Consider the following 20153-nt stretch of genomic DNA (forward strand, 5'->3'; position numbering starts at 1 on the left):
CCAACGAAAACGGAACAACAGCGATGGTGAAGCACGCGGTAGAAGCGAATTTCGACGGTCTGGTTGGGCCTACTCACAACTACGCCGGGCTGTCCTGGGGGAATGTGGCCTCGAAGTCGAATGTGCGGGCGGAATCCAATCCCCAGGAAGCGGCGCTGCAGGGGCTGGCGAAGATGAAGCGGCTGGCGGACCGTGGCTATGTTCAGGGTATCCTGCCGCCCCATGAACGGCCCCATATCCCAACGCTGCGAGCGCTGGGCTTTGAGGGCTCGGACAGCCAGATTCTGGAGCACGCTGCGAAAACCAGTCCGTCGATTCTGGCGGCGGTGTCGTCTGCGTCCACCATGTGGACCGCCAATGCCGCGACGGTCTCGCCCAGTTCCGATACCGCTGATCACCGGGTGCATTTCACCCCGGCCAATCTGAGTGCCAAGTTCCATCGCTCCATTGAGCATCGGGTGACCGGACGGGCGCTGAAGGCGATCTTCGCCGATGAAGCTATTTCGCCCATCATCCGGCGCTTCCGTCGGTGGGCCAGTTCGGTGACGAAGGCGCTGCCAACCATACTCGCCTGTGTGGCGGTTACGGCGAAGCGGGGGTCGAGCTGTTCGTGTACGGGCAGGTGGCGTTCAATGATCAGGCCCCGGCTCCGAAAAAATACCCGGCCCGACAAACCCTGGAGGCGTCCCAGGCCATTGCCAGGCTGCACGGGCTTGATGACCAGCACACTGTGTTTGCCCAGCAAAATCCGAATGCCATCGATGCGGGCGTGTTCCATAACGATGTGATTGCGGTCGGCAATGGCAACACCCTGTTTTATCACGACATGGCGTTTCTGGAAGAGGGCCGGGTGCTGGCGGATATCCGGTCGCGCCTTACCGGCGCGGAACTTGAAGCAGTGCGGGTCAGCAGTGAAGAAGTGCCGATTGAGGATGCGGTGGCTTCCTACCTGTTCAACAGTCAGCTGCTGAATACCCCGGATGGCATGATGCTGGCGGTGCCCGGCGAGTGTCGGGAAGTGGCTTCGGTCAGTCGCTACCTGGATGCCCTGGTGCAGTCCGGCGGACCCATCACCTCGGTCGAGGTGTTTGACGTCAAACAGTCGATGCGCAACGGCGGCGGCCCCGCCTGTTTGCGCTTGCGGGTCGTGCTGAGCGATGAGGAGCTCAAGGCGATGCACCGGGGGGTGTTGCTGACTGACGATCTGTATGAGCGCCTGACCGCCTGGGTCAAGGCACATTACCGGGATCGGCTGTCACAAGCGGACCTGGCCGATCCGATGCTGCTGCAGGAAGTGCGCAAGGCCCTGGACGAGCTGACGGGTATTTTGGGGCTCGGGTCGATTTACGACTTCCAGCTCTAGGACGCGATCGACGACGTCAGCATTTCCATGGTGTGCCGGATCAGCGCATCGGCGGAAACGTTCTGGTCCGGTTTGCCGGAACCGGTGCTGAGTTCTGACTGACACAGCAGCAGGACGCCATGGAGGGCGCCACGAAGATAAAGTGCGGTCTGGACCGGGTCTGCAATCCGGTCTCGGCTCATGGTGCCGTCCTCCAGCCCCAGGCGGATGGCGCCAATCATCAGCTCCATCAGATCGGACTTCGAACACAGCATCTCTTCTGTCTGACTCTCATCGGCCTCGGCCATCGCAGTAGACGCCGTGGTTAGTGCCGAGAAGTAATCCGGCTCATCCAGGTAAAAACGATAGTACGCCTCACCCATGGCCGCGATCTGCGCCAGCCCGGTGTCGGCCCGATCACGGGCTCCTGGAAACGGTTTGCCAGGCTTTGTCCGGCCCGCAGCATGATGCCCCGCTGAATGGCCGCCTTATCTTTGAAATAGACGTACAGCAGCGCCCGACTCAGGCTGGCTGTGCGCGCTATGTCATCCATAGACGTGCGCTCATAGCCTTTCTCCGAAAAAACCAGTTCAGCTGCATCCAGGATCGCATCGTAGCGAGCCTGGCGCTCTCGTTCTCGGCGTGTTTTTAGCGGTTCACTCATCTGACGTTCCATATAGCTACAACTTGCTACTACTTGCCACTACTTACCACTGCGGCGTCGGCATCATACCTTAAAGTGAATAAGGCCTGATTATTGACAAAATGTCAAAGAGTGACATTATGTCGTAATTATAGTCTCGGGATTCCGATGGAGCGGACGCCCGTCACCGACCAGAGCATGGATGAAAGGACAAATCATGAAGCCACTTCTCTCATCATTCGCCGCTGTTATTGCTATCGCCGCCGCGCTGTCCCTGTCCGGCTGTAAAGCCGGTGATGTCTCGGCCGAAACTTCAGAGCCCACCGTATCGGTACGGGTTGCCGACGTGACCGGTGGTCAGACCGAGGGTCTGGCGTTGCGTTTTTCCGGCATCGTGCGAGCGACCCAACGGGCAACATTGACGTTTCAGGTCAGCGGTACCCTGAAAGAACGTGCCGTGGAGCTGGGCCAAACAGTCAGCGCCGGTGACGTGCTGGCACGGGTCTATAACCCGGCCTTGGCGCCGGCGCGGGATTCGGCTCGGGCCAAGCTGGATGAGTTGAAAACCCAGTTCGAGCAGGCCAAGCGGGAATGGGATCGGTCCAGCCGTTTGCACGAGCGGGGTGTGGTGTCGGAGCAAAGCCTGGAACAGCTTGCCGCTCGCCGGGATTCGCTCCGGGCCAGCGTGGCCACGGCTCAGGCGGCTTTGGCCGAGGCCACCCAGCTATTGGATGAAAGCGCTCTAAGAGCGCCGTTCTCAGGCCGGGTTGAAGCTCTACTAGTGGAGCAGGACGAGTTTGTCGCCGCCGGCCAACCGGTGATGCGAATGTCGTCGCCCCGGGGCCGGGAAGTTGAAGTCCGGGTACCGGCTTACTTGCTGGAGCATGTGACACTGCAACAGGAACTGCCGATCTGGTCAGTACAGGACCGTACCCGTCCGCCCCAGACTGGCTCGGTGGTGGAGATTGCCCAGGCCGGAGCGGTCCGTGGTGAGCTGCATCCGATTCTGGTGAGCCTGCCGGTGGATTCGCTGGAGCCCGGTGCGCCGGTGGAAGTAGGCATCACGCCCGTACGGATGTCAGCGACCACCGTGCCCCTGCTGTCGGTGGTGCGCACAGGTGAGGGCACGGGCGTGTTTCGGGTTCGGGATGGCCAGGCCAGGCGCGTTCCGGTTACCGTCGAGCGCATCGTGGGTGAGCGTGTGGTGGTTCGCGCCGAGGAGCTTTCCCCCGGTGACCAGGTGGTCTACGCGGGCATGACCCGGCTCACCGATGGTGACGCCGTGGAGGTGCGGTAATGACTCGCCGACTGCTGAATTGCCGCCGGCTGCTCGGCATGGTGGTGACCATGCTGTGTTTGCTGGGGATCGCGGCCTACAGCACCATGCCGCGTCAGGAAGATCCGTCGTTTCCCTATCGGGCCGGCATGGTTTCGGTGAACTATCCCGGCGCCAGTGCTGATGCGGTGGAGCGGCTGGTGCTGCAGCCCCTGGTTGATGAGTTGCGCCAGGTGGAAGAGGTGGACTTCAGCGAAGGCACGGCCCGCACTGGTGTGGCCCTGGCCAGGCTGAAGTTGAACGACACCATCTACGACACCGACTCCGCCTGGGACCGGGTGCGCCTGGCCATGGATCGGGCTCGTCAGGACTTTCCTGAGACGTGGGCCAGATGTCGTTGGATGACCGGCTGATCGATATACCGGCGGTAGTGCTGGCGGTGTCGGGTGCCGCCTCGGTGACCGAACTGAGCGCGGTGGCTGAGCGCCTGAAAAAGAATTTGTCCGACATCTCCGGGGTCTCGCGCATCGAGCTTGAAGGCGATGCCGACGAGCAAATCACCTTGGCACTGGACGATGCCGCGCTGCACCGTTTGGGCATCTCCCCGGCCCGGGTATTGGATACCTTGGCACGAAGAAATCAGACTATCCCCGGTGGATTTGTTGTGGTGGACGGCCGACGCCTGTCGGTGCTGCCGAACAGTGAATTTGCCGACATCGAGGCCATTCGTGCCACGCCGATCGAATTGCCTGACGGCTCCCAGGTGCCCCTGGCGGCAGCGGCCGATGTCTGGCGTGGGCCGGTCGAGCCGCGCCAACCGGAAACATGGTTTGACGGCGAGCGGGTGGTGCTGCTCTCCATTATCATCGAGGAAGGCTCCACCGATGCCATTCGCTTTGGTCAGCGGATCCGGGAGAGAGTCGCCAGCATTCGCAAGGAGTTCCAGCCTTACGACATCCAGGAAATGTTCTTTCAGCCCGACAAAGTGGAAGAGCGTCTGAATAACCTGGCCTGGAGCCTGGTGCTCTCGGTACTGATCATTGTTGCGGTGGTATTTACCGGCATGGGCATTCGCATGGGCTTACTGGTGGCGTCGATCCTGCCCATGGTGGCATTGATCAGCATTGGCCTGTACGACCTGGGCGGAGGGGTACTGCATCAGATAGCTGTGATCGGCATGGTGATTTCCCTGGGGATACTGATCGACAACGCCATCGTGATCGTGGAGAACATCCAGCATCACCTGGATCAGGGCAGTCGCCGGCTTGATGCCCTGCGCACTGCGGTGGGCGAACTCGCCGGGCCATTGGGCGCGTCCACCGGTACCACTTTGGCCGCGTTTGCGCCCCTGCTGCTGTCTAAGGGCGGCACGGCGGATTTCACCCGCGGTGTTCCGGTGATGATCATGCTGACCCTGTCGGTTAGTTACCTTCTGGCGATCTCGGCGGTCCCTCTGTTGGCCGCCCGCTTCCTGAAGCCTCGCCGACACGCCGGTAAAGACCGCCTGATCGGATTGGCGCGGGCTCTCGGTGGGCTGGTTTCCCGTTATCCGGCACGCCTGATTACCGCCGGTGTTCTGCTGGTGGCCATCAGCGTCGGCATGACGCCGTTCATGGCCAAACAGTTCTTCCCCAATGCCGATCGGCCACGGGTTATCGTTGAACTTTACATGCCCGAGGCACCGATCAGGTTCGTACGGCCGAAGCTGCCGAGGCCCTGGAGCGGATGATCCGCACCCAACCCGACGCCCTGGAAGTGCACCGATTTGTGGGGTTCACGGGGCCGAGTTTTTATTACAACCTGAAGCGGGCACCGCAGGCACCCAATCGCGCTCGTCTGGTGATTCGCACCCCAACCCTCGCCGACACCACCGAGATGATCCGCTGGGTTCGCGCCCATGTGAACGATGAAATGCCGGAACTGGACGTGACCGTTGGCATACTCGGCCAAGGTCCGCCGCGGGCCGCGCCGGTCGCGGTCCGGGTCTACCATGCCAATGATGAAACCCGTGCTGAGGCGGTGGAGCAGATCTTTGGGATCCTGCGTGCAACTGAAGGTACGGTGGATGTCCGCCACGATCTGGATATTGGCGTACCGAGCATCGCCATCAACGTCGACGATGCCACTGCGGCCCGTTACGGCCTGACCCGTGCCGATGTCGCCCAGAGTCTCTATGGCCAGAGTTTTGGTGTGGTTGCCGAGCGCTACCGGCAGGAAGAGGACCCAATCCCGTTGGTTCTGAGATCGAGAGGGTACGGCGTTGTCGCTGTCACGATTGTTGTCGGTGAACATCTACAACGATCGTGGTGATGCGATACCTCTGTCCGCGGTGGCCAGCGTTGAAACCACCTGGGAACCGGCGGTGCGTTATCTGCGAGACGGCGTCCGGATGAACACGGCCACTGCCAACCTGCAGGCTGGTTACGGCTTCAATTCCGCCCTGGAAAGTATGTACGCGGCGTTGGAAGAAAACCCGCTGCCGGAGGGCACCCGCATTGCGCTGGGTGGCGATGCCGAAGGCTCCGGCGACGCCAACAGCGCGTTGCTCACGGCCGCACCTATCGGCGTGTTGTTGCTGCTGTTCTTCCTGCTGTTGCAGTTCAATTCATTCCGCCGGGTCGGCATCATCCTGTTGACGGTGCCGCTGGCAACGGTGGGTATCTTCCCGGGACTGGTGTTATCGAGTTCGCCGTTCGGCTTCCAGTCGCTACTGGGTGTAATCGCACTGGTGGGGATAGTGGTGAACAACGCCATCGTGCTGCTGGATGTCATGGACCGCCAACTGGCGGCCGGTGAGGGCATCCGGGATGCGGTGCGCAAAGCGGTTGAACAGCGTACCCGGCCAATCCTGTTGACCACGGCCACCACCGTGGCCGGGTTGCTGCCGCTGGCGTTCTCCAGCTCAACCCTGTGGCCACCCATGGCCTGGGCCATTATCTCGGGGCTGCTGGCCTCCACGGTATTGACCCTGCTGGTAATTCCGGCGGTGTGCACGCAACTGATCAAGGCCCCGGTGCCTGAGCCCGAGAACGCGCCGGCCTGAGCCTGCGCTGAATTAGACTTTGATCAGGCCCCAGGAGTGTGACGGGGCCTGATCAACAACCCCGCTCGCTGGCCCACAGGCACGTCCCTGTTGGGAAATACAATCGACTCGGCCTCATCGCCAACCCGGTAGGTGGTGGACTCGTCCTCCCAGAGCACAGTGCCTGGCGCGTACTCGGTAAAATTCGCCACGTCGTCCGGCACGTGAAACACGAAACTCGGGCCGGAATTCAGAATCTCCTGCACCACCTCAAACACCGTTAGTCGTTCAAACGTCGCCTTCGCGGGCTGCGGCGCTGGCTGGCCCCGGAACCGACGTCGCAGTGCGTCACGAATGCCGGTAAACCGGCTCAGATCGTTCTGCCCGAACGGACGCACCTTGCCCAGCTCCACGGTGAAGCTCTCGGCACCCAGCTGTGACGACGAAAACGACGAGAACGTGGTGCCCGATTTGTGCTGCAGCAACAGCGTTTCAACTTCGGCCTCCAGCAGGAACTCACACTGCTGCGCCGGCACCTCGCGACCTTCCACGAACGGGTACAGGGCGAACTTTTCGCGCTGGGACGGCCGGATCGCCGTGTGCAGATCGTAGTGTGAGAGCTGGCCGGAATGGCTGGCCTGAAAGTCTCGACACAAGGTCTCAATCTGTCTTGCTCTCGCCGCTTCCGGCAGGCCCTGATACTCGGGCTTTTGGTGGGCGCCGTGGAACAGTCGGTTCATGTTGGCGTCCAGAAACCGGTCACCCTTAACCATGGCAGGCGGATTGCCCAGGATCAGCAACAACGGGCAGGCCAGCTGCCAGTCACCGTTCAGCAGCTCGCTGACCAGACCATTCAAAACCTCAATAGGCGCAGTTTCGTTGCCGTGCACGCCAGCGGAGACAATTAGAGCTTCGTTGTTGGGATTTGATCGGCCGGGGGCAGGTGTCAGCTCCAGGATGCCCAGAGCCTTACGCACAATGACCGTGCCATCTGGCAATTCGGTGCGAACTTCGGCCACATCGGCCGCGGCGTTGTTGAGGGTGTGACTGAGCCAATCAGCTGAATCAGAAAAAAGATCCGAATACACAGTCATTAGAATCCCCGAAACAGATCTGGGGGCGGGCAGGGTGTTGCCTCCCGGGAGTGTGTGAAGCCATGGACGGCTTCACTCAAGCGTCCCATGGATGGGCTCGAGCGGCTCCCGGGAGGCAACACCCTGCCTGCCCGGGCACCAAAGCCAAAGGAAAAAACGTCAGTTGCTAATCGGACGCTGATGTCGCAACAGATGGTTCTCAAGTTTGCGGAAAGCGAACACCAGAATAAAGGTCAGCACCATGTAGATCAGCGCCACAAAGATGAACGCATCGAACGGCGCGTAGAACCGGGAGTAGATGTTCCGGGCTGCACCAGTCAGATCGACAATGGTCACCACACTGGCAATCGCGCTCGAGTGCAGCATGAAGATGACCTCGTTGGAGTAGGCCTGAACCGCACGCCGGGCAGCACTCGGCAGGATAATCCGACGCATGCGCATGAACCAGTTCATGCCATAGGCCTTGGCCGCCTCAATCTCGCCATGGGGTGTGGACATAATCGCACCGCGGATGATTTCCGTGGTGTAGGCCGCGGTGTTCAGAGTGAACGCCAGCAGTGCGGGGTAGAACGGCTCCCGGAAAATCCCCCACCAGAAGGTTTCCTGAATACCCGGAATCTGCGCGATGCCGTAATAGATGATGTACAGCTGGATCAGCAGCGGCGTGCCACGGAACAGATAGGTGTACAGCCACACCGGCATGGAAACCAATGGGTTCCGGCTGGTGCGCATTATCGCCAGCGGCACGGCGCAAACCAGGCCGATAACCAGCGACAGGAACACCAGCTGAACCGTGCTGACCAGACCATTCCAGTATTCCAGAATAGTCATGGCGGTAAAGATTTCGTTCTGGTTCAGCCATTGGGCGATAAAGTCAGGCATGTCTTATCCCCCCTGAACCACGCCAACATTGGCGCGCTTGTTGAGCCATTTGATGAACAGCTCGGAACCGGCTGTCAGCGCCAGATACACGAACGCCACCGGAATGAAAAAGTGGAACGGCATGCGTTCGGCCTTGGCCGCTTCCTCGGCTACCCGAACCATATCGGTCAGGCCGATGATGGACACCAGCGCCGTGGTTTTCAGCAGCACCTGCCAGTTATTACCGAGGCCGGGCAGGGCATGGCGAAGCATCTGCGGAAAGATGATGCGCCGGAAGGTGTGCCAGCGGGTGAACCCGTAGGCGCGCGCTGCTTCAATCTGCCCGGTTTCAACCGCCAGAAAGGCACCGCGAAAGGTTTCGGTCATGTAGGCACCGAAAATCAGCCCGATGGTGACAACACCAGAAATAAACGGATCGAACTGAAAGAAAAAGTCGATTTCGTAGGCTTCCCAGAGCAGGTCTGAGATATTGTTCACGGCCACCTGTCCGCCGTAGTAAAACAGCAGCATCATGACCAGATCCGGCACACCGCGAATCAGCGTGGTGTAGGCCGTAGCTGCACCTTTGGCGACACGGTTGCTGGACAGCTTGGAGGAGGCACCAATCAGCCGAGTGTGACTGCCAGGCCAGAGAGAGGAAGGCCAATTCAATGGTAATGATCGCCCCGTCCAGTAGTGCCGGGCCATAGCCTTTCAGATCGAGCATGGAAACGTCCGGTAGTCAGGGGTGGCCGGTGAGGCCACCCCTGCGGTTTACATCTTGATGTCGTAGTTGAAGTACTTCTGCATGATGGTGTCGTAGGTACCATCTTTCTTCAGTTTCTTCAGGGTAGCGTTTACCTTTGCGGCCAGATCCTTGTCACGCTGACGCATGGCAACACCTACGCCTTCACCCAGCTTGACCGGCTCGCCGACTTCCTTGAAGCCGTCTTTGCTCAGTACGGTCTGCTCGCCTACCGGGTAATCAACAAAAACCACGTCCAGGCGCTGGCCTTCGAGGTCCAGAACCATGTCGTCGGCCGTGGTGTAACGCTTGATGGTTACGATGCCGCCCATGTTCTCGGTAACGAAGGTGTCCATGGTGGTGCCACGCTGAACGCCAACTACCTTGTCCTTCATGGCGTCCATGTCGGTGACGTCGGTGTTGAAAGCTTCAGGCGCGAACCAGCCACCCGGGGTGTTGTAGTACGGCTCGGAGAACAGTACCCGCTCGGCGCGCTCCGGGGTGATCGACATGGAAGACATAATGGCGTCGAATTTACGCGCCAGCAGGCCAGGAATCATGCCGTCCCAGGATTGAATAACGAACTCGCAGTCCGCTTTCATCTCGGCACACATGGCTTCGGCCAACTCAACTTCGAAGCCGGTCAGCTCGCCATTCTCATCTTTATACTCGAACGGCTCGTAAGGCACGTCGAAGGCGATGCGGATTTCTCTCCAGTCTTTGGCCTGGACCGTTCCGGCCGCCAGGGCCAGGGCGCAACTCGCTGCAACAATCAGTTTTTTCATGTGTTACTTCTCCAGTGATTTGCCTTTTCGGCTTATTTTTCATGGAAGCACTGCATCCAGTACGAACCCAAGATAGCACCCAGTGTCAGAAGTTGGGAGCAAGGAACTGCTTCATGCGTTCCGAGTCCGGGTTATCAAACACTTTTTCGGGCGTACCCTGTTCTTCAATCACGCCCTGATGCAAGAACAGGACCTGACTGGAAACATCCCTTGCGAACGCCATTTCGTGGGTGACCACGATCATGGTCCTGCCTTCCTCGGCCAGACTCTGCATAACTTTCAGAACTTCACCTACCAGTTCCGGATCCAGGGCTGAGGTGGGCTCATCGAACAGCATAACCTCAGGTTCCATGGCCAGGGCGCGGGCAATGGCAGCGCGCTGCTGCTGACCACCAGACATCTGGGCCGGATAGTAATCCTTGCGCTCGTAGATGCCGACTTTCTGGAGGTAGGACTCGGCACGTTCGATGGCCTCTTTCTTTGGCACCTTCAACACGTTTACCGGGGCTTCGATGATGTTTTCCAGCACGGTCATGTGAGACCACAGATTGAAGCCCTGGAACACCATGGAAAGTTTCGAGCGGATCTGTTCAACCTGCTTGTTATCAGCCGGAATACGCTCGCCCTTGCGGTTATTGGTGAACCGGATTGGGTCGCCGTGCACGATAATGTCGCCGGAGGTAGGCGTTTCCAGCAGGTTGATACAACGTAGAAAGGTGCTCTTGCCGGAGCCGGAACTGCCGATCAGGGAAACCACATCGCCTTTGCGGGTTTCCAGTGAAATACCCTTGAGCACTTCATGCTTGTCGAAAGTCTTGTGAATATCCCTGCAGATCAAAGGCGATTTGTCCGCCATTGGAAGCTCCCGAGGCTGTCAGTCAAAGGCGCATGTTTTACGGACTGTGGCGGCGGAAATCAATACCTCTTAAAGAGGCTTTTCCGCTTTGTTAGCCGAAATCCAACACGCTGCTTTGTATGATGAATGTGTTTGCTGTACCGACACGGTGTGCCTGCATTATAGGTTCTGCTGTGAGCGTTGTGCAGCGCTCTCCGGGGGAACCGGCATCCGGATGACCTGGCTGCCATCCTTTTCCAATTCACGCAGCGAGTCGCTGACAAATCGAACGTGAGCCATGGCAGCCTTCTGGGCCACCCCGGGCTTGCTAGAGATTATGGCTTCATAGAGTTGTCGATGCTGGCGCACGATCTTTTTCCGCATTTCCTGTCTTGGATTCAGGTTCGCCACCGAGGCCTGGACCGTCATCAGCATCATATTTTTGAGGCTGCTGAGCACATGGACCAGTATCGGATTGTGGGATGCCTCTACGATTGCCAGATGAAAACTATGGTCTGACCGCGCGTTACTGAGCGGGTCAGTCTCTTCCAGGGCTCTGAATGCCTTGGTGATCCGATGCCGGTCTGCGCCATTAGCGCGCTGGGCCGCCAGGAATGCCGCCTGGCCCTCGAGCTGCTCGCGAACTTCTAACAAATCGTAAAGCGTGCGGGGGTGGCCTTCGAACAGGTGCATGAGCGGGCTGTGGTCGTCCACGGATTCTGATTGCGGAACCATGCTGGCAACGAACGAACCCTTGCCGTGTCGTGTCTCAATAACCCCACGGCCTTGCAGTTCATGCAGTGCCTCCCGAATGACAGCCCGGGACACGCCCAGTCGAGCAGCCAGCTGGCGTTCCGAAGGAATTTTCTGCTCCGGCGCCAGCCACCATCAAGAATGAGCCGCTCGAGTCGGTACGAAATTTCCTGGGAGATTGCCATTCAGGTGCCTGTTTTGCTCGCTGGTCTGACCAGTGACTGTTGTCATAGTGGGTGATTCGGATCTTGGTAGATACGCCGCCAAGCCCTGTAAATATGGATGATTACAGCCAATTCGTCCATTTATGGCGCGGGAAAAACTGGTCCGACCAGTGGGTTAACCGCTGGACTAAACCCGCATTGGCTACGAATATCTGTCTAATGTCGGTCGGTTAAATTTCGTCCAGCCGGCGTTGAGTCAGACGCTGATAACAACAAAACCAACGGAGACGTTTCGATGATTTCGAAGAATAACATCCGAAATAGCTGTGACACTGGCGAGACCCCACCTCGCAGAAGTTTCCTTAAAACTGCCGCCATGGGCGTCGCTCTTGCTGGTACGATGCTGATGGGGGCTGGGCAGGCTCAGGCCGCAACCACGTGGAAGATTCAGTCCGTTTGGGACGCAGGCACCGTGGGTTACTCGTTGTTCGACGAGTGGTGCAAGAGTATTGAGGCGAAGTCAGGCGGAGAGCTGAAGTTCCAATGCTTCCCGGCCAAGGCTGTCGCTGCCGACAATAACTCACTGTTCGACTCTGTTCGTAACGGTGTTCTACAGGGTATGAATCCGTTCACCCTGTACTGGTCAGGGAAGATTCCTGCCTCTGTCTTCCTGTCTTCATATCCAGCCGGTCCTGATCAACCTCATCATTGGGACACCATGTTCTACTCCATGGGCATGCTGGAAAAGACCCGGGAAATCTACAAGAAGTTCGGCCTGTTTTACGTTGGGCCCATCCAGCACGACGCCAACATCATTCACTCCAAGCAACCGGTTAACAGCCTCGAAGATCTCAAAGGCATGAAGATTCGGGTCCCGGGCGGCATGGTCGCCGAGGTGTTCCAGCAGTTCGGAGTTTCCACCGTGAGTCTGCCGGGCTCAGATATCTTCCCTGCGCTTGAGAAGGGCACCATTGATGCAGCGGACTACGTAGGCCCTGCGGTTAACTACGAACTGGGCTTTTCCCAGGTGACCGACTACATCATCTTCGGACCTCCTGGCGTCATGTCTATCTACCAGCCGGTCGACCTGATGGACCTGACCGTCAGCCTGCGGGCCTGGAATTCCATCTCGCCTGAGCTACAGCAGTTGGTTGAGGATGAAGTGCGCATCTACTCCCAGAAGCACTACCTGGCTATCCAGGAGCGCAACATTGCGGCGATGGAGAAGTTCAAGGCAGAAGGCGACACGGTTACGCGTCTGAGCCAGGAAGATCTGGAAGCCTGGCGTAAAGCGGCCATTCCCATCTGGTTCAACTGGGCAAACAAGAATGAGGACGCACGCGCCATTCTGGATATCCAGCTGAAGTACATGATGAACGACACGGTTGGTTACATTACCGAAGAAGACATCAAGGGCTTCTAAGTTCAAAAGCTCAAACAAAAACGATAATCGGGGAAGGCAGGGTTAGCCGACACAGGATTAACCCTCCCTTCCCCGCTCTTTGATCTAGGTGGTAGCAACATGTCTGATCTGAGTGCATTTGGCTTTGTCTTGCCGCACTGGTTCTACTGGGGCTGGCTGGCGGTTATGCCACTGCTCATGATGGCTTGGGACAAGTGGAGCAGTAAGCGTGGCGGCGACGATGCCGAGCCCGAAAAAACGATTTCGGAGCTGCAATCTGAAGAAGATGATCCCCTGGCACACTTCGAATATGAGGGTAACTGGTTTACAAAAATTGTTGACTGGATGTGTGAGAAATCAGGGCTGTTCGTGGCCTTCTGGACCATCAACGCAGTACTTTTCTATTTCTTCGAAGTGGTGATGCGGTACATCTTCAATATGCCAACGATCTGGGTGCATGAAGCCAGCTTCCTGATCTTCGGCATGCAGTACATTCTCGCTGGCGCCTTCGCGCTGTTGCACGGCGCTCATGTCAGGGTCGACGTCGTCTACAACTTCCTTCCGGTACGCGGGCGTGTGGGCATGGATATCTTCACCTCCATGTTCTTCTTTATTTTTGCGGCTGTTCTGGCCACCACATCGTGGACCTTCTTTCAGGACTCACTGATGATGAAAGAGACTACGGTCGAGACATGGGGAATCCAATATTACCCCGTGAAAGGCGTAATGTTCTTGGGCGCGATCCTGCTCTTGCTAGCCGGCTTCTCGAAGCTGCTTAAAGACATCGTTTTGTTTATCCGTCTCGGTCAGGAGCGCACAGCATGAGTACAACAACTGCAGCGCCAAGCAGCGGCATGGCCGGGAAGCTGGGCACATGGTTAATGATCATCGCCACCGTGGGTCTGGCGTTTGTCATCTGTGTTGAACTGATCAACATTCTGTTTTACGACCCGTGGAGTGACGAGCGGTTCCTTTTCAAGCTTTCGGGCAGCCTGTCTGGCGTGGACATTGGCCCGCTGACCTACCTGATGTTCGGCTCTCTGGCAGTGGCTCTGATGATGGGCCTGCCACTGGCCTTTGTTACCGGCGGCCTGGGTGTCATGTTCATCTATCTGGTCGGTGATGCATGATGCTGAACATCGTGCCTGGCCGTATCTTCCCGTTGATGGCCAACCCGGACATCGCGGCGATTCCCCTGTTCATCTTCATGGCGTCGATGCTTGAGCGTGCCGGCCTGATCGAAGAAATGTTCAGTGTGGTGTACAAGTGGATGGGTGGCATCAGCGGTGGTCTTGCGGCCGCAACGATTGTTGCTTCGACCATTCTGGCAGCGATGGTGGGTGTTATCGGTGCCGCGGTCGTAACCATGGGCATCATCGCGCTGCCGGCCATGTTGAAACGGCACTATGATCACAAGATTGCGCTCGGTTCTATTATGGCGGGGGGAACACTGGGTATTCTCATACCACCGTCCATCCTGGCCATTCTGTACGCGGTGGTGGCGCAGCAGTCGGTGGGCGAGCTTTACCTGGGCTCGCTGTTGCCGGGGCTGATGCTCTCAGGTCTGTATCTGACTTATGTGCTGGTGCGCAGCTGGCTGAATCCGAAGCTGGGCCCACCGATCCCGATGGAAGACCGGATCAGTCTGAAAGAGAAGCTAAAGCTCCTGGGTAACCTGATCGCCCCCCTCGCCCTGGTCGGCCTGGTTCTGGGCCTGCTGTTTGGTGGTATTGCTACGCCGGTAGAAGCAGCGGGCATCGGCTCTTTCGGTGCCATCATCGTTGCGATGATGCACAAAAAGTTCTCAATTGCCGGTCTTCGCGAAGCGTCTGTGACCACAGCCAAAGCGTCCGCGATGGTCCTTTGGATCATGTTCGGTGCCTCGGTATTCGTTGGTTTTTATATCCTGCAGGGTGGTCAGCAGTTCGTGACCGATGCCATTCTGGGTACGGGGATGTCGGCTTACGGTATCCTGTTGTTGCTGATGGTGTTACTGGTCGTTCTGGGTATGTTCCTTGACTGGGTTGGTATCCTGTTGCTGGCAGTGCCCATCTTCATCCCGATCGTGAAAGCGCTGGAGTTCCCCGGCCTGTTCGGGTTCCCGCCGGTTGCTGGCGACGATGTGGTGCTCTGGTTTGGTGTGCTTTATCTGGTGAATATGCAGATGTCGTTCCTGAGCCCGCCGTTCGGCTACGCCCTGTTCTACATCCGTGGCGTTTGCCCGCCGGAAATCTCTATGGGTACCATCTTCAAGTCGTCCCTGGTGTTTCTTGCGATTCAGGCGTTCGGACTGTTCATGTGTATTCTGATCCCGGGCATCGTCACTTGGCTGCCGGGACTGGTTTACGGTTAATTTTCTAAAGGAGTAATTCGTTATGTTGACTATTAATAGGCTGGATATTGCCGACGCCCGTATTTTGATTGAAGGCGCAGCGGAGAAGGCCCGTGAAATTGGAATTCCCATGTGCATCGCCATTGTGGACGAATCCGGCAATCTGATTGCCTTTGAGCGCATGGACGGTGGCAAGATCACCAGTGTCACCATTGCCCAGGACAAGGCCTTCACCGCGGCTGCCGCCAAAAAGGCGACCCACGACTACAACAAGGCCAACGTGCCTGGCAGTCTCGCCTTTGGTATCCACACCGAGGTTGGTGGACGCCTGAGCTCTGTGGGTGGTGGTTTGCCGGTGATTGTAAATGGTGAAGTGGTTGGTGGTATTGGCCTGAGTTCCGGCACGCCCCAGCAGGACATGGATTGTGCCCAGGCTGGCCTCGACCACTTTGAAACCAAACGCGGTTAACCGCTGTCACAGCAGAACTGACGGGCTTCATGGCCTGTCAGTGATCTCCGCCTCCGGGTGGAGCCCGAGGTGACACGAATTCAGAGAATGTTATGACTACCAAGCCAACAGTCAGCAAAGCCGAGCTGGCGGAACAGTTCCGGTCGTTCATCGACCCGGACTACGTCATTACCGACAGCGAAACCATGAAGCCCTACGAGTGCGACGGTTTGTCAATGTACTGCGAGATGCCCTTGCTCGTGGTGCTTCCGGAAACCGTAGAGCAGGTGCAGCGGGTGATGCGCATCTGCAACGAACACAAGGTGCCCGTGGTCGCCCGCGGCGCAGGCACCGGGCTCAGTGCCGGTGCCATGCCCCATAAAGAGGGCGTGGTGCTGTCGCTGGCCAAGTTCAATCGCATCCTCGAGATCGATCCGCTGGCGCGAACGGCCCGGTTGCAGCCCGGCGTTCGCAACCTGGCAATCAGTGAGGAAGCGGGCCAGTACGGTCTGTATTACGGCCCCGACCCATCGTCCCAGATTGCCTGCACCATTGGCGGCAACGTGGCCGAGAACTCTGGCGGCGTGCATTGCCTGAAGTACGGTTTGACCGTGCACAACCTGCACAGCGTGGAGATGGTGACGGCCGAGGGTGATGTGGTCACCGTTGGCAGCGATGCGCTTGATGTCTGCGGCATGGATCTGCTGGCGTTGATGACCGGCTCGGAAGGGCTGCTTGGGGTAGTCACCGAAGTGAAGGTGAAACTGCTGCCCAAGCCGGAAGTGGCGCGGGTGGTTATGGCTGGCTTCGATAGCGTGCAGAACGGCGGTGATGCCGTGGGTGGCGTGATTTCCCACGGCATTATTCCGGGCGGCCTGGAAATGATGGATGGCCACGCCATTGTTGCAGCGGACGACTTCGCCAAGGCTGGCTACCCGCGCGAGGCCAAAGCGCTGTTGCTGTGCGAGGTAGACGGTACGGTTGAGGAAGTGGACGAGCACATCGCCCAGGCCGAGGAAGTATTCCGCAAGTTTGGTGCGACCTCGGTACGTACCTCTGAAAGCGAGGAAGAGCGAGCGCTGCTGTGGAAAGGTCGGAAGTCGGCGTTCCCGGCGGTGGGCCGGATCTCTCCGGACTACTACTGCATGGATGGCACTATTCCCCGGCGTGAGTTGGCCAATGTGCTGCTGCGGATGGAAGAGATGTCGGAAGAGTTTGGCCTGCGCGTGGCCAACGTGTTCCACGCCGGTGACGGTAACCTGCATCCGCTGATCCTGTTTGATTCAAATGTGCCGGGTGAGTTCGAGCGCACCGAGGCCTTTGGCAGCAGCATTCTACGACTCTGTGTTGAAGTCGGTGGCTGCATCACTGGCGAGCACGGTGTGGGAGTGGAGAAAATCCGGCAGATGGCTGTGCAGTTTAATGACGACGAATTGCAGCAGTTCCATGATGTTAAAGCCGCTTTCGATCCGGCCGGGATCCTGAACCCGGGCAAGGGCGTGCCGGCCCTGAAATTCTGCCAGGAATACCGGTCCCTCGAGCACAAACAACACAAGCACGAACCTACGGAAGCCGCCCATGGCTGATATTTCCAAACAACTGACAGAACAGGTCATCGCTGCCCGCGACGGCGGGCACAAACTCAACATCGTTGGTGGCGGCACCAAGGCCTTTATGGGCCGGGCTGCGACCCGGACGCCGGCACCCTGAGCGTAGGCGAGCACAGCGGTATCGTTGAATATCACCCGGTTGAGCTGGTGTTGACCGTGCGCGCTGGCACACCGCTGAGCGAAATCGAGGCAGCACTGGCCGAGCATGGCCAGGCGCTGCACTTCGAGCCGCCGCGACTGGGCCCGGACGCCACTATTGGCGGTACGCTGGCGACCAACCTGTCCGGCCCGGCCCGGCCGTGGACTGGCTCGGTGCGTGACCAGGTGCTGGGTGTTCGTCTGCTTAACGGCAAAGGTGAACACCTGCGCTTTGGTGGCCAGGTGATGAAAAACGTTGCCGGCTACGATGTCTCGCGGCTGCAGGCGGGTGCTATGGGAACCCTGGGCCTGATGACTGAGATCAGCCTCAAGGTGATGCCGAAGCCGGCCGCATCCATGACCCTGGTGCAGGATATGGCCATGGACGAAGTCATCCACTATATGAACAGCCGCTCGGCCGAACCCAAACCGATCACCGGCGCTTGTTGGGTGGACGGTAAGGTGTACCTGCGCCTGTCCGGTGCCAAGTCAGCCGTCGAAGCTACGGCCCAGAAATGGTCCGGTGAGGTACTGGAGCAGGGCGATGAGTTCTGGCAGCAGGTTCAGGATCTGAAGCACGAATTCTTTGCCGGGAACGATGTTCCACTCTGGCGTTTTTCAGTCGGCTCAACTGCGGCCACACCGCAGCTTGATGGTCACTGGTTCATCGATTGGGCCGGCGCCCAGCGCTGGTACCGTGGTGCCGGCGAACTCAGTGACATGGAGCCGCTGGCCCGTGCCGCTGGCGGACAGGTCAGCCTGTTCCGGGGCGGCGACCGCCACGGCGAAGTCATGCACCACCAACCTGAGGCTCTGAAGGCGATTCAGCGTCGGGTAAAGAATTCGTTCGATCCGGATAACATTTTCAATCCCGGGCGTTTATACAGCTGGTTGTAAGAGCAGGAATACGATGCAAACAAATCTGGTTCAACAATTTGCCAATACAGCGGAAGGGCAGGAGGCCGAATCCATCCTTCGGGCCTGTGTCCACTGCGGCTTCTGCACCGCAACCTGCCCGACGTATCAGGAACTGAACGATGAGCGCGATGGTCCCCGGGGTCGCATCTATCTGATGAAGATGTTCCTGGAAGGTCAGGAAGCCACGGAAAAGACCCGTGAACACCTGGATCGCTGCCTGACCTGTCGCAGCTGTGAGACCACCTGTCCGTCAGGGGTTCAGTATGGCCGTCTGGTGGACATCAGCCGTGGCCTGATGGAGAAAGAGCTGCCACGGGCTCCCAAGGACAAGTGGCTGCGCTGGGGGCTGGCCCGGGTGATCCCGAATCGCCAGCTCTTTGGCCTGCTGTTGCGGATGGGTCAGATATTCCGTCCGGTATTGCCGGCACCGCTGCGCACCAAGGTACCGCCAAGAAAGCAGGCCAGCCCCTGGCCGGCGGCCAGTCACAACCGCATTGTGCTGGCCCTGGCCGGCTGCGTGCAGCCGTCAGCGACGCCGAACACCAACGCGGCTGCGGCCCGGGTGTTGGATAAGCTGGGCATCACCATGGTTGAGGCGCCTGAGGCTGGTTGCTGTGGTGCGGTGAATTACCACCTGTCTGAACACGAGAAAGGGCTGGAGCGGATGCGCCAGAACATCGATGCCTGGTGGCCCGCCATTGAGGCCGGAGCTGAAGCCATCATCATGACGGCCTCTGGTTGTGGCGCCATGGTTCAGGACTACGGTCACCTGCTGAAAGACGACCCGGTCTACGCTGCAAAGGCCCAGAAAGTCAGTGAGCTGTGTACCGACATCGGTGCTTTCCTGCTGAATCAGGATTTGGACAAGCTGAAGCTGAGCCAGAGCCCGGACAAGGTCGCTTTCCACTGTCCATGTACTCTGCAGCATGCCATGCAGCAGAGTGGCGTGGTCGAGCAGGTGCTGACCAAGGCCGGTGTAAACCTGGCCGTCACCAAGGACAAGCATCTGTGCTGTGGCTCTGCCGGTACTTACTCGGTAACGCAGCCGGAGATGAGCCAGAAGCTGCTGGGCAACAAGCTCAAGGCACTGACCGTGGACAACCCCGACCGCATCGTCACCGCCAACATTGGCTGTCAGATGCACCTGGAAACCAAGGCCCAAGTGCCGGTTCAGCACTGGATCGAGCTGCTGGATCAGTAAGCTGATTCGGTAATGGATTTAGTAAACCGGGGCCAGGTTCCGTTCATTCCCTGATGGGGTCGTTATACTGCTCTTGCAGTTAGCGAACCCACAGGGAGTGGATCTTTATGCCATGGATATGGGCGATTTTCGTTGTCATTGGATGCGTCAGTTCTCCGCTTTACGCCGGGGTCTACACCTGGATTGACCCGAACGGCGTCGCACACTTCTCGGATTACCCGCCGGAAGAATTGCCCCACCGAGAGATAATCGTCTCTGAACCATCGACAGTTACCATGTCTGAGAATCTTGATCAGGGCAGACGCGTGTCTGGAATTCGCGACGAGGTTCGCGGCCTGTTGTCGGCACCGGATCGCGAAGCGGGGGAGGGCGTAGATGTGTCCAGCGCCCGCGCCCAACGTACTAAAACCTGTGACGCCTACCGGAAAAAGCTCGACAGGATTCAATCCAAGCTTCGGGCCGGTTATGGCAACGACAAAGGCAATACACTCCGGCGTCAGCGGCGTGAAACCAGCCAGAAGCTCAGCCGTGAATGCCTGTTGCAGTAGCCTGAGGTGCTATATTGCCCGAAAGCCAACTGCAAT

At 58.5% G+C, this 20153-nt stretch carries 13 protein-coding genes and 6 pseudogenes; 11 read left to right on the forward strand and 8 right to left on the reverse strand.

What is annotated here, in order from left to right; translation table 11 throughout:
• Positions 1-23 precede the first annotated feature (23 nt).
• Positions 24-1363 (forward strand): annotated as a pseudogene (astB, locus tag AU14_RS04195) (N-succinylarginine dihydrolase).
• Here astB and AU14_RS20530 read toward each other — a convergent pair.
• Together AU14_RS20530 and AU14_RS20535 are read right to left on the reverse strand one after the other, a co-directional pair.
• On the reverse strand, positions 1360-1725 hold the full coding sequence (locus AU14_RS20530) for a WHG domain-containing protein (protein WP_236744367.1): 366 nt from the start codon (positions 1723-1725) through the stop codon (positions 1360-1362). The pseudogene astB and the gene AU14_RS20530 overlap by 4 nt on opposite strands.
• Positions 1668-2006: a TetR/AcrR family transcriptional regulator gene (locus AU14_RS20535; protein ID WP_236744368.1), complete on the reverse strand. Its 339-nt coding sequence runs from the start codon at positions 2004-2006 to the stop codon at positions 1668-1670. The genes AU14_RS20530 and AU14_RS20535 overlap by 58 nt, the downstream gene beginning before the upstream one ends.
• Positions 2007-2202: 196 nt before the next feature.
• Here AU14_RS20535 and AU14_RS04205 point away from each other — a divergent pair, with 196 nt between their 5' ends.
• On the forward strand, positions 2203-3282 hold the full coding sequence (locus AU14_RS04205) for an efflux RND transporter periplasmic adaptor subunit (RefSeq protein WP_041339186.1): 1080 nt from the start codon (positions 2203-2205) through the stop codon (positions 3280-3282).
• A pseudogene (locus AU14_RS23180) lies at positions 3282-6304 on the forward strand (efflux RND transporter permease subunit). The gene AU14_RS04205 and the pseudogene AU14_RS23180 overlap by 1 nt, the downstream one beginning before the upstream one ends.
• A 23-nt stretch (positions 6305-6327) precedes the next feature.
• On the opposite strand, the gene astE reads toward AU14_RS23180, so the two are convergent.
• From astE to AU14_RS04240, 6 genes and pseudogenes are all read right to left on the reverse strand, one after another.
• Entirely contained in the window at positions 6328-7377 is a 1050-nt protein-coding gene (astE, locus tag AU14_RS04215; RefSeq protein ID WP_041339189.1) for a succinylglutamate desuccinylase, read from the reverse strand.
• A gap of 159 nt (positions 7378-7536) precedes the next feature.
• Complete coding sequence (locus tag AU14_RS04220; protein WP_041339193.1) at positions 7537-8259, reverse strand: ABC transporter permease; 723 nt, start codon at positions 8257-8259, stop codon at positions 7537-7539.
• Positions 8260-8262: 3 nt separating this feature from the next.
• Positions 8263-8965 (reverse strand): annotated as a pseudogene (locus AU14_RS04225) (ABC transporter permease).
• Between the two features lie 47 nt (positions 8966-9012).
• A complete protein-coding gene (locus tag AU14_RS04230; RefSeq protein WP_041339194.1) occupies positions 9013-9768 on the reverse strand; it encodes a transporter substrate-binding domain-containing protein in 756 nt (251 codons plus the stop codon).
• Between the two features lie 85 nt (positions 9769-9853).
• Positions 9854-10624 carry an ABC transporter ATP-binding protein gene (locus tag AU14_RS04235; RefSeq protein WP_041339196.1) on the reverse strand — a complete coding sequence of 257 codons (771 nt, stop codon included), beginning with the start codon at positions 10622-10624 and terminating at the stop codon, positions 9854-9856.
• A gap of 159 nt (positions 10625-10783) precedes the next feature.
• Positions 10784-11541: pseudogene (locus AU14_RS04240) on the reverse strand (FCD domain-containing protein).
• A gap of 274 nt (positions 11542-11815) precedes the next feature.
• On the opposite strand from AU14_RS04240, the gene dctP reads away from it, so the two are divergent.
• The 8 genes and pseudogenes from dctP to AU14_RS04280 all read left to right on the forward strand — a co-directional run bounded on the left by dctP (position 11816) and on the right by AU14_RS04280 (position 20117).
• Positions 11816-12943, forward strand: coding sequence for a TRAP transporter substrate-binding protein DctP (gene dctP, locus AU14_RS04245; protein ID WP_052471959.1), 1128 nt, complete (start codon positions 11816-11818; stop codon positions 12941-12943).
• Positions 12944-13042: 99 nt separating this feature from the next.
• Positions 13043-13747, forward strand: a complete 705-nt coding sequence (locus tag AU14_RS04250) for a TRAP transporter small permease subunit (protein WP_041339198.1) — start codon at positions 13043-13045, stop codon at positions 13745-13747.
• Positions 13744-15275: pseudogene (locus tag AU14_RS04255) on the forward strand (TRAP transporter large permease). Before AU14_RS04250 ends, AU14_RS04255 begins: the two are co-directional and overlap by 4 nt.
• Positions 15276-15297: 22 nt before the next feature.
• Positions 15298-15723: a GlcG/HbpS family heme-binding protein gene (locus AU14_RS04260; protein WP_041339201.1), complete on the forward strand. Its 426-nt coding sequence runs from the start codon at positions 15298-15300 to the stop codon at positions 15721-15723.
• Between the two features lie 92 nt (positions 15724-15815).
• On the forward strand, positions 15816-17288 hold the full coding sequence (locus AU14_RS04265) for an FAD-linked oxidase C-terminal domain-containing protein (RefSeq protein WP_041339205.1): 1473 nt from the start codon (positions 15816-15818) through the stop codon (positions 17286-17288).
• Positions 17281-18347 (forward strand): annotated as a pseudogene (gene glcE, locus AU14_RS04270) (glycolate oxidase subunit GlcE). Before AU14_RS04265 ends, glcE begins: the two are co-directional and overlap by 8 nt.
• 13 nt (positions 18348-18360) lie before the next feature.
• The gene (gene glcF / locus AU14_RS04275) at positions 18361-19569 is read left to right on the forward strand and encodes a glycolate oxidase subunit GlcF (RefSeq protein WP_041339208.1); all 1209 of its coding nucleotides are present in this window, start codon (positions 18361-18363) and stop codon (positions 19567-19569) included.
• Between the two features lie 107 nt (positions 19570-19676).
• The gene (locus AU14_RS04280) at positions 19677-20117 is read left to right on the forward strand and encodes a DUF4124 domain-containing protein (protein ID WP_041339210.1); all 441 of its coding nucleotides are present in this window, start codon (positions 19677-19679) and stop codon (positions 20115-20117) included.
• Positions 20118-20153 lie beyond the last annotated feature (36 nt).

The sequence above is a fragment of the Marinobacter similis genome, from assembly GCF_000830985.1.
GTDB classification, from domain to species: Bacteria; Pseudomonadota; Gammaproteobacteria; order Pseudomonadales; family Oleiphilaceae; genus Marinobacter; species Marinobacter similis.